Origin of the sequence: Bradyrhizobium genomosp. III (assembly GCF_000261705.1) — a bacterium.
Classification (GTDB): Bacteria; Pseudomonadota; Alphaproteobacteria; order Rhizobiales; family Xanthobacteraceae; genus Bradyrhizobium; species Bradyrhizobium ottawaense.
In genome coordinates, this window is the sequence record NZ_AJQF01000271.1 from 1 (window position 1) to 6,525 (window position 6,525).

General features: G+C 64.6%; 7 protein-coding genes. 1 reads left to right on the forward strand and 6 read right to left on the reverse strand.

The window, feature by feature from the left end; translation table 11 throughout:
- Window positions 1-361: 361 nt before the first annotated feature.
- The 4 genes from IC66_RS0122930 to rocF form a co-directional block, all read right to left on the reverse strand.
- The gene (locus IC66_RS0122930) at window positions 362-784 is read right to left on the reverse strand and encodes a hypothetical protein (protein ID WP_049806604.1); all 423 of its coding nucleotides are present in this window, start codon (window positions 782-784) and stop codon (window positions 362-364) included.
- A 105-nt stretch (window positions 785-889) separates the two neighbouring features.
- Window positions 890-1,234 carry a DUF1236 domain-containing protein gene (locus IC66_RS0122935; RefSeq protein ID WP_018319180.1) on the reverse strand — a complete coding sequence of 115 codons (345 nt, stop codon included), beginning with the start codon at window positions 1,232-1,234 and terminating at the stop codon, window positions 890-892.
- Window positions 1,235-1,361: 127 nt separating this feature from the next.
- Window positions 1,362-1,700, reverse strand: coding sequence for a hypothetical protein (locus tag IC66_RS0122940; protein WP_028142629.1), 339 nt, complete (start codon window positions 1,698-1,700; stop codon window positions 1,362-1,364).
- A gap of 286 nt (window positions 1,701-1,986) precedes the next feature.
- A complete protein-coding gene (gene rocF, locus IC66_RS0122945) occupies window positions 1,987-2,964 on the reverse strand; it encodes an arginase (protein WP_028142630.1) in 978 nt (325 codons plus the stop codon).
- 261 nt (window positions 2,965-3,225) lie between these two features.
- Here rocF and IC66_RS0122950 point away from each other — a divergent pair, with 261 nt between their 5' ends.
- Window positions 3,226-3,486 carry a hypothetical protein gene (locus IC66_RS0122950; protein ID WP_028142631.1) on the forward strand — a complete coding sequence of 87 codons (261 nt, stop codon included), beginning with the start codon at window positions 3,226-3,228 and terminating at the stop codon, window positions 3,484-3,486.
- Window positions 3,487-3,501: 15 nt separating this feature from the next.
- Here the strand turns inward: IC66_RS0122950 and IC66_RS0122955 are convergent, their stop codons facing one another.
- Together IC66_RS0122955 and IC66_RS0122960 are read right to left on the reverse strand one after the other, a co-directional pair.
- Window positions 3,502-6,243 (reverse strand): EAL domain-containing protein, encoded by a 2,742-nt coding sequence (locus IC66_RS0122955; RefSeq protein WP_038949171.1) that lies wholly within the window; start codon window positions 6,241-6,243, stop codon window positions 3,502-3,504.
- 59 nt (window positions 6,244-6,302) lie between these two features.
- Window positions 6,303-6,525 (reverse strand): hypothetical protein (locus IC66_RS0122960; RefSeq protein ID WP_038949172.1); only part of this gene is annotated, 223 nt, incomplete at its 5' end.

Sequence of the window (6,525 nt, forward strand, 5' to 3'; positions counted from 1 at the left end):
GGCGCCCGCCGGAGCCGCTCGATCAGCAGGCGGGGTGGATTGCGCCAACGCAGCGCCGCTGATCAGAGTGCTGGTGATCAGAGCTGCGGCAAAAATAGTCTTCATCGATCGTCTCCTCCAGTGAACCAGCATCCAGATGGATGCCGCCCGCCAACGCGTGAATGTTCCACTTGTTCCCGGTTGGGCACTGGGGCGGCGGCTCACAGCGCCTGTTTCCTGCGGCTATCGCTATCGCCGCATCGCGCGCCCCGCCTACGCCTATTACGGCGGATCTTATCCGGTCGTTCGGCGCCACTGGCATCGGCACCACCGCCATTATGGGCGCGGCCTTTTCCTTTACATCACTTTCGAAGTTTTCCGCTCACCACCATCCGCCGGACAACGGGTCGTGCCGCTCGAAGGCAAGCCGTCGCTCGGATGCCCTTTTCGATGATTTGGCCGAGCGCTTCGGATGCGGACGGGCCTCTGCGGAGATTCGCGCGGGCGGTTCTTTCTTAATCTGGTCGAACGGTGCTGCAGGCATGGCGGCCATGGCTTCACGCATTTGCTGCCGAGGTTCTTCAGGAGTTGGATCGGCCTGGGCGATCTTCGGCACATCGGCGCTCAGACGCGTATCGAATACGATCTTCTCCGGTAATCTTCTTGCCGACGTGATCCGGATGATGGTTCTGTCAGGATCTGCCATCGCTGCAGGCTCGCCGGGAGCCGGCAAGTACCGGTCGGCAGCGAACAGCAAGGTCAGCAGGAGCCCGCCGACGAAGACGAAATATCGAATGATCGGCATGACCGCTCGCAAACAAGAATAAGAAACAAGAATAAGGGTGAGGTATTGGGCGGGGCCGGGCTGGCGGGAGGCGGGCCGCCTGCTCAGCGACCCGCCTCCCGGGACTTAGTCGATCTCTTGGACGACCGTGCGCGTCGACGGATCGACCAGCATCACGCGTTCGCCCGAGTAGACGTAACGGTACCTGGTGAGCGAGGGGCCCCAATCGGCGGGCACGGCCTCGAGCTCGACCTCGCGCGGCACCGGCTGGCCGACCACGATTTTCTCTCGGGTCTGCACCGGGCGCACCTTGTGTTCGGTCACGTAGGTACGAATCTTTGTGCGGTATTCCGGCTCGATCTGCACGGCGGCGGCATGGCCGGTGCCGGTGGTGGTGACGACGGTCGACTGCGCCAGCGCGCCGGTCGAGATCAGCGCAGCAGCCGCGCACGTCAGCATCAGCTTCTTCATGGGTATCTCCTCACCGCAGGATGCGGCTTGCGAGAACCCAGGGACCGATGACAAGGTTCCAAAGATGTTGCCACTTTTTCCCGACGTCGCAGGACCCAATTTGGCCGAAGGGCCCGCGCGGCGTTCGCTAAGGTCGCGGTGTCGGCTGCGGCGGCGCAGCGGGTTGCTGCGAAGGTGCGGCGGGCGGCTTGGGCTGCTCCGCCGGCGCAACAGAATCTCCCCCGCCGTGTGGCACACAGGTGCCCACGTTGCTCAGCAGTTTTTTCGCCTCGAGATCGCGGGCCTTCCTGTAGTCGCTACGCCGGTCGATTCTTGCGGCGGCCACACGGTCCCAGGCATCGAACGCATCGGAGTAGTGCTGTCGCATTTGCGCTTCGGCGGACAGGCAGTCACTGAACTTGTCGAATACGAGATCGGTATTGACGGGGGCGACGCCACCCACGAGGACCACAAGCATCCATTTCATGGTGTCCGCCTACGTTCGCGCCCGCACATCGGGAACGGTGTTATGTCGGCAAAGTTCCGGCCGGGTCACCAGCCGATCTCTCTGACGAACATACTGAAGCGCCCCGAACGAGAGAGACCTGCGTGCACCATCGATATCCAATCTGCCGGAGCAGAAAAAAGGCCCCAGCTCGCGGGGATATCGGGGGCGTTCGAGCTGAGGCCATACGGGGTCGCCCTTGGGGAAGGGCATCGGGAAAACTTGGCAACCGAGGGAATGTTCCTGCCTAATTTTGAAGGCGACGGCATCACTCGCCCGGAGCGATCGCGTTGCTCGGCGTCGGTCGGTCGGTGATCTGCTGGCCGAACAGGCTGCCGATCAGTTCGACCGCCGTGCGCGCGGTCCGGCCGCGCTCGTCCAGGAACGGATTGAGTTCGACGATGTCGACCGATCCCACCACGCCGGAATCGTGCAACAGCTCCATGATCAGGTGTGCCTCGCGATAGGTCGCTCCACCCGGCACCGTGGTGCCGACGCCCGGCGCCACGCACGGGTCGAGGAAATCGACGTCGAAGCTGACATGCAGCACGCCGTTGCTCGCCTTGACCCGCTCGATGACGCGCCGGATCAAGACGGCGACGCCGAACTCGTCGATCTGACGCATGTCGACGACCCTGATCCGGCGCGCGCGCATCAATTCGTTCTCGAGCTTGTCGATCGAGCGCGCACCGAACAAATCGAGCCTGTCAGGGGTGATCGAAGCGCGCGGATCGTCGCCGAGCAGGCCCTCGAGGCCGGGCTCACCACACAGGAACGCGGCCGACATGCCGTGCATGTTCGCCGTGATCGTCGTCTGCGGCGTGTTGTAGTCGGCATGGGCATCGAGCCAGAGCACGAACAGCTCGCGTCCACGCTCCTGCCAATGACGCGCCATGGCATTGACCGAACCCATGGACAGTGTGTGATCGCCGCCGAGAAAGATCGGCAGCGCGCCGGTTCTCGCGATCTCATGGCCTCGTTGGCTCAGAACGCGCGTCCAGCGCTGGATCTCGCGGTAGTGATTGGCCCTTTCCGGCGGCCTGTCGGTGAGGTCCCCGACTTCGGCCACGGAAAGATCGCCGTAGTCGACGACCTCGAAATCCAGGCTTTCGAGCAGTGTCGCAAGGCCTGCGGTGCGCAGCGCCGCGGGGCCCATCAAGGTGCCGCGCTGCGAAGCCCCCATGTCGATGGGAGCGCCGAGCAAGGCGATGCGCCGGCCTCGATCCGTCACGGTCCGATCGGTCACGGCTGTCTCCTGACATCAACGAGCCACCGCCAGCCTAACAGAGATTCGCACCCGTCGTTTCCCGGGGTAGGTCCGCCGTGGACGTCCTATCGTTCGGAACAAAATCCCGCGCGCTGAATTGCCCATCCAAGGCCGGCACCCGCCGTAAACCACGGCGCCTGTCGCGGATAGCCAAAGGTCATCAAGACCCGCTGTTCAGAACGAGCGCTCGCGCGGATAGCCAAAGGTGCCGGCCCATCGTCAGGTCTGGAGGTCGCGCAGTTGAGCACGGAGATACCGGAATCCACCTCGCAACCCGGCATGGCCGAACGTGCCATCGATACCGCGGCGGACGTCTCCCGCACGGTGGGTGAAGTCGCCGGAGGCCTGCACGCAGCGGTTGATCGTCTGACCTCCGCAGTCGAGGAATCGCGCAAGCCCGGCGGGGCACTCGCGACGGTCGCAGCGATCACGCGCGAGGCGCCGCTTGCGAGCCTGTTCGTCGCTTTCCTCTTTGGCGTCGCGGTCGCGCGCCGGCGGTAGAACGAAGCCGCCTGCTCAGGCAGCGCTGGCCGCGTCGAGTTCGGTTGCCAGGAATTGCTTCTCGAACGCCTCGGCAGGCATCGGACGGCCGAAGAAATAACCCTGTCCTTCCGCGCATCCCATGCTGACCAGGAAGTCGGCAGTCGCGCGGTTCTCGATGCCTTCCGCCACGACCGTGAGGCCGAGCTGCTTGCTGAGGCCGATGGTCGAACCGACGATCGCGGCATCGTCGGAATCGGCGAGCAGATCGAGCACGAACGAGCGGTCGATCTTGAGCCCGTCGAGCGGAAACTTCTTCAGATAGCTGAGGCTCGCATAACCGGTGCCGAAATCGTCGAACAGGACGCGCACCCCGAGCTCCTGAATTCGCTTGAACATGTCGAGCACGCGGCGTTCGTCCTGGATCAGGATGTCTTCGGTCACCTCGATTTCGAGCAGTGACGGGGTAAGCCCCGTCGCTTCGAGCAACGCCGCAACCGAATGCGCGAGATCGCCGGAGTGAAGCTGCGAGGGCGACAGGTTGATCGCAACACGCACGCCGTTGCCGGATAGTTCCCAGTCACGCGCCTGACGGCAGGCGGTCTCCATCACCCAGTTCGCGATCCGCTCTGACAATGCCGAGGTGTTGACCACCGGCATGAATTCTCCGGGCGAGACGTAGCCACGCACCGGATGCCGCCAACGGATGAGCGCTTCGGCCCCGATAAGGCTGCCGTCGATCAGACGAACCTGGGGCTGGTAGAACAGTTCGAACTCGCCGCGATCCGCCGCAAGCGCCAACTCGCTCTCCAGCGTCAGCCGGTTCTCCAGCTCCTGCCTGATCGCAGCCTCGAAGATCACATGGCTGCCGCGCCGCGTCATCTTTGCCTTGCTCAACGCCAGATGAGCATTGCTGAGGAGTTCGTCGGCGCTCTGTCCGCCTTCGCCGTAGACCGCGACGCCGATGCTGATCCTGACACGATGCTGGCGCGTGCCCGTCGCAAGCGGCGTTTCGAATGCACGCGCGATCCGCTCGGCGAACTTCACGATCGGCTCACCGCCATCTGCGGCTTCGCGCACAATGGCGAATTCATCTCCGCCGAGCCGGGCGACGATCGCCCGATCTCCGGCCTGACCCTCCAGGCGAATGGCGACCGCCTGCAGCACCAGATCTCCCGCCGAATGCCCCAACGTATCGTTGATGCCCTGGAAGCCGTCGAGCCCGATGACGAGCAACGCGACTTCGCGAGGCCGTCGCTCTGCATTCGCAATCATGCCGGCCAGTCCGGCATGCAGCGTGTTGCGATTGGCAAGACCGGTCAGCGCGTCGTGTTCGGCAAGATATTTGACGCGTTCGGCTTCCCGCTTGCGGACCGAGATGTCGCGCAGGATCGCGCCGTACTGAAAGCCGTCCGTTCCCTGCCAGCCCGAGAAGCTCGCCTCGACGGCGAAGGTTTCGCCATTCTTGCGCCGGCCCTCGAACTCGACGACGACCGCCCCGCCCGGAACCAGCAGCGCCTGGCGCGCGGCGTCGTGCATGGACGGCCTTGCATCGCCGTCCACCGGCACGGCGCATAGCGTTTCGAACGGACGGCCGATCATCTCCGCCGGCGCGTAGCCGAAGATCGTGCTCGCGCCGGGATTCCAGACCGTGATCCGGTGATCCTCGTCGGTGCAGACGAGACCATCGCCAAGCGACATCGCGATGCGGTGAAAGCGGCTCTCGGCGATGCGTCCCAGGAGACTGCGGAAATCGATTTCGTCCAGCGCAATCGCGGCCAGATAGGCGACGATCGCGATGTGAAATAGCGATGTGTCGATGACGAGGGGCCATCTTGCCTGCACGAGGGCCGCGACCAGCTCGATAGCCACCCCGGAGGCGATCAGGACCGCGACGCGAATTCCTGGCGCGAGGCGACGCCACGCATACATCATCAGCAGGCAGATCACGCCCAGACCCAGGATCATGCCGATATCGGATGTCCAGTGCAGCATCCGGCCCTGGAGGATCGATTCTGCGGCCAGCGCCTGGAGGACCGGCCCCGAGACGATCCTGCCGTTGGGAACGCTGAACCGGTCACCGAGCTCGAGCGCGGTGGCGCCGACGATGATCTTCTTGCCTCTCACCTTGTCGAGAGCCGCGGCATCGCCGCGCAGCGCGTCGACATAGGAGACGCTCGGAATGGAGGTTGCACGAAGGCTGAAGTCGATCAGGAAGGGCGGCCGCCGGTTGGCATCCTGCCCGGCCAGCACGACGGCCATCGACGGCATCAAGGCATCGCCGAGCTTCTCGCCGAACGGATAACGACGAACGAGCCCGTCGGGTTCGACCGCGACGTTGACGACGGCCGGCCACGACTGGTTGCTGAAACCCTTCAGGGGGCGATTGATGTGCGCCGTGCCGCCATTCGGCGTCGGCTGCTTGAAGGACGGCAGGATCGTCGAGCCGCCGACATCGCGGAGCGCCTTGACGAAGGCCTCGTCGGACGCCGGATCGGACGGCGTGCTGAAATCGACGTCGAACGCGATGTCCCCCGCGCCCGCCGCCTCGAGCCTGCGCAACAGCTCCGCGTGGAGCCGGCGCGGCCACGGCCACACCCCGATCTGATCGATGGACGGTGCGTCGATGGCCACCACGACGACATTGCCGCTGGCCGCACGCGATTGCCAGCTGAACCGCAGATCGGTGAGCGCGTTGCGAAGCGCACCATGCCATCCCGTGGACAGCACGATCGCAAGCGCGATCACGACGAGAATATGCGGCCGATAACGTTTCACCCGATCCTCCCGCGCACCCGCTTCAACGGATGCGCCCCCTCATCCCCTGGGAAACCGCCTCAGCGCCTGTTGTGGCCGTAGGCATTGCCATGGCCGTTGCTGCCGTTGCCGCCGCCGTTCCCACTGCCGTTGCCGTTGTTGCCCCTGCCGTTGCCGGTGGCACCATAATTGCCGTTGCCGTTGTTCCCGCTATTTCCGTTGCCGTTGTTGCCGGAATTGCCGTTGCCGCCGGAGTTTCCGTTGTTGGCGCCGGGGCTGTCGCTGGATGCACCGGCTGGCGTT

Excerpts from the sequence above, each read along its gene's own strand:
- IC66_RS0122930 (WP_049806604.1), bottom strand. The coding sequence starts at position 784 with ATGCCGATCATTCGATATTTCGTCTTCGTCGGCGGGCTCCTGCTGACC.
- IC66_RS0122935 (WP_018319180.1), bottom strand. The coding sequence starts at position 1,234 with ATGAAGAAGCTGATGCTGACGTGCGCGGCTGCTGCGCTGATCTCGACC.
- IC66_RS0122940 (WP_028142629.1), bottom strand. The coding sequence starts at position 1,700 with ATGAAATGGATGCTTGTGGTCCTCGTGGGTGGCGTCGCCCCCGTCAAT.